The organism is Candidatus Venteria ishoeyi (genome assembly GCF_030378065.1).
In the GTDB taxonomy this organism is placed as follows: Bacteria; Pseudomonadota; Gammaproteobacteria; order Beggiatoales; family Beggiatoaceae; genus Venteria; species Venteria ishoeyi.
In genome coordinates, this window is sequence record NZ_JAUCGJ010000102.1 from 1 (window position 1) to 2,786 (window position 2,786).

Genomic DNA, 2,786 nt, shown 5'->3' on the forward strand with positions numbered 1-2,786 from the left:
ATATTTGCCTCAAATTTTGCTCAATACCCGATAATCTATTGCAAATTATTAAATTTATAATAATTTATAAAATTTTCATAACTTATATTAAGAGATTTAACGATGCCTTCAATCCAAATAACTTTAGTTAAGTCAACACTAAAACACTTTTTCAGGTATTTTTTATCAGCATGGCTTTTATACCTGTTTTCCCCCTGTGTAGCGGCGTTCCAGGATAATGCTCGGCAGGCGGTGAACCTCGGTCAATATGAACAGGCTATTCAACTGTGGCGGCGGCAATTGCAGCAGGAAGATGATCCACGCCTGCATCTCCATATTGCCCAGTTCAGTATCAAACTGGGCTTATACCAGGCGGCGGAACGGGCTTTGGAACAGGCGCGGAAGGGAATAAGTGATAAGGACCCCACCCTGTTCGCGCGTTGGCATCTTGTTTACAGCCAATTGTTAGCGGCACAAAATCATGACCAATATGCTGTTGCGTGGAAGCATCTGCAACAGGCTTCCATGCTGGATAAGCAAATCCACGATCCATTGCTGCTGGCGGAAATATTAAAACAAAAGGGCAATCTGCATAGTGCCGGAGGAAATTATTCCAAAGCCCGGGACAACTATCAGGCAGCGCTTGAATTGTTGGAAAACCAGCAAGGTGCTGAAGATTCACGTAGTAAAATATTCCTTAACCATACGCGTGCACTGGTCATGCAGCAAATATATACAGCGCCCAATCCAGGGCGCATGGAGGACTTCCACGAAAGTCTGCAAAGCTTGCGGCAGGCCACAGAAATTTTAAGCAGTGGTGAAGATATTTACCAACAAGTCTTCGCCTATTTGCAATTATTTGATTTGGCAGAAAAAATCCAGTCCCAAATAAGCGGTTCCAGTGAAGCATTACAGCGTATTATGCAAAACGCAGTACAACAAGCTGTGCGCCTGGCGGAACAATTGGCCCATCCTCACGCAAAAGGCCATGCCTATGCAGCATCAAGCCGCTGGTATTTTGGGCAAAATCAATTCGATACTGCCCTTACGCAGATACGCCGGGCACTATTTTTTATCGCCCAGGAACCGGTTGGCTGGAAGACATCCCAATGGCTGCGTTTGAAAGGGCAAATTTTGTACCAGCAAAACCGAAACGATGATGCTTTGGATGCTTACCGCCAAGCCATCCAACAACTCAAACCGCTACGCCGCAAACTGGTGAATACTGGCTTTCGCCCACCTGAGGAATTACGCGCCCAACTCGCGCCGGTATATTTTGAATTTGCCGATTTAGCCTTGCAACAAGCTGCCAATAAGGGCGTAAACAAAAATGAATTACTGATTGAAGCCAGGGAAGCCATAGAACACTTCAAGCAGGCGGAACTGCAAGATTATTTCCGCAGTAGTTGCATTACCGCGCAAAGCAATTGCGCTCTGCTCGATGAACTCCTGGATGATACCACTGCGGCGCTCTATCCGGTGATTTTGCCAGATCGCCTGGAACTGTTACTCAGCCTGCCGGATGATATGCTGCGGTTTCGGGTGGATGTTAGCGCGGAGCAACTGAAGTTAACCGCCACCATGTTCTCATCCCCGCTGCGCAGGCATCCCCACCCCCAAGAGCGTGCCAGAGGACGCAGCCAAAAATCCACCAGCCCGGCGGTCTGTTCACCCATCACCCGTGGGCGCGGTGGGAAAACAGCGGAAAACCCGGATCGTGCTTTTCGCTTTTTGCCCCATGCCCAAAAGCTTTATCAATGGCTGATTGCACCCCTGGAAGCCCAATTACAGGCACACGGTATCAAGAATCTGATTGTTGTTCCCGACGGTATCCTGCGCACCCTGCCTTTCGCTGCGCTGCACGATGGCGAACAATATTTGATCGAGCGCTACGCCCTGGGCATCAGCCCCGGCCTGTGCCTGTCCACCAGTCAGGAACCCTGGTATGAACTGCCAGACATGCTGCTGGGCGGAATTTCCGAGGCGGTGCAGGACTTCAGTCAGATTCCCTGCGCTGAATATGAATTAAAAACCCTGCACCAAAGTTATGCCCAAAACCATCCCTTGCTGTTAAACCAAAAATTTCAATTACCTGAACTTCAGCGCAGCGTGGCGGAACAAGATTACTCCATCGTCCATATTGCCTCCCACGGTGAATTCAATGCCGACGTGGATAAGAGTTTTATTCTCACTTATGACGGTAAACTCACCCTGGACAAGCTGGAACAGCTCAATTTGTTGCGTAAAGTGAGCGATAAACCCATTGAACTGCTGACTCTCAGCGCCTGTGAGACCGCCAAGGGTAACGACCGCGCAGCTCTGGGACTGGCTGGTGTAGCCCTGAAAGCTGGCGCAAAAAGTGCGCTGGCGAGCCTCTGGCAGGTAGATGACAATGCCACCCCCGCAGTAATTATTGAGTTTTACCGTCAGTTGCAACAGTCGAAATTGAATAAAATCCAGGCTCTGCGCCATGCCCAGATACAGTTACTGCAAACCGAAGAGTACGCCAGATATCAGCATCCCTATTATTGGTCAGCGTTTATGATGATCGGTGATTGGCATTAAAATTTTAAATGAGAGAAATATGACAAAACAGTATAAAAAAAATAAAACACTAAAGTCACAAGTGCTTGTACCGTTTGTATCTTTTGTATCGCTCGTGTTGTTTTTCCCTGTTCAGGCTGAAATCAGCCTTTCTTCAATAGGCAATGAACAATTATCAATAAATGATGGAGAGTACGCCATTACCCAGGATTTAGGCGTGACAGCAGGCAACAACCTGTTTCACTCCTTCCACAGTTTCAATA

The 2,786-nt window shown here is 47.8% G+C and carries 2 protein-coding genes; both read left to right on the top strand.

Going from position 1 to position 2,786, the window contains the following annotated elements; all coding sequences use genetic code 11:
• Positions 1 to 102 precede the first annotated feature (102 nt).
• Positions 103 to 2,544 carry a CHAT domain-containing protein gene (locus tag QUF61_RS18045; protein ID WP_289682943.1) on the top strand — a complete coding sequence of 814 codons (2,442 nt, stop codon included), beginning with the start codon at positions 103 to 105 and terminating at the stop codon, positions 2,542 to 2,544.
• A partial coding sequence (locus QUF61_RS18050) for a hypothetical protein (RefSeq protein ID WP_289682944.1) occupies positions 2,531 to 2,786 on the top strand: 256 nt, incomplete at its 3' end. The genes QUF61_RS18045 and QUF61_RS18050, both read left to right, overlap by 14 nt.

What these genes read in the sequence shown, in the direction of transcription:
- QUF61_RS18045 (WP_289682943.1), top strand. Translation starts at nt 103, where the DNA reads ATGCCTTCAATCCAAATAACTTTAGTTAAGTCAACACTAAAACACTTT.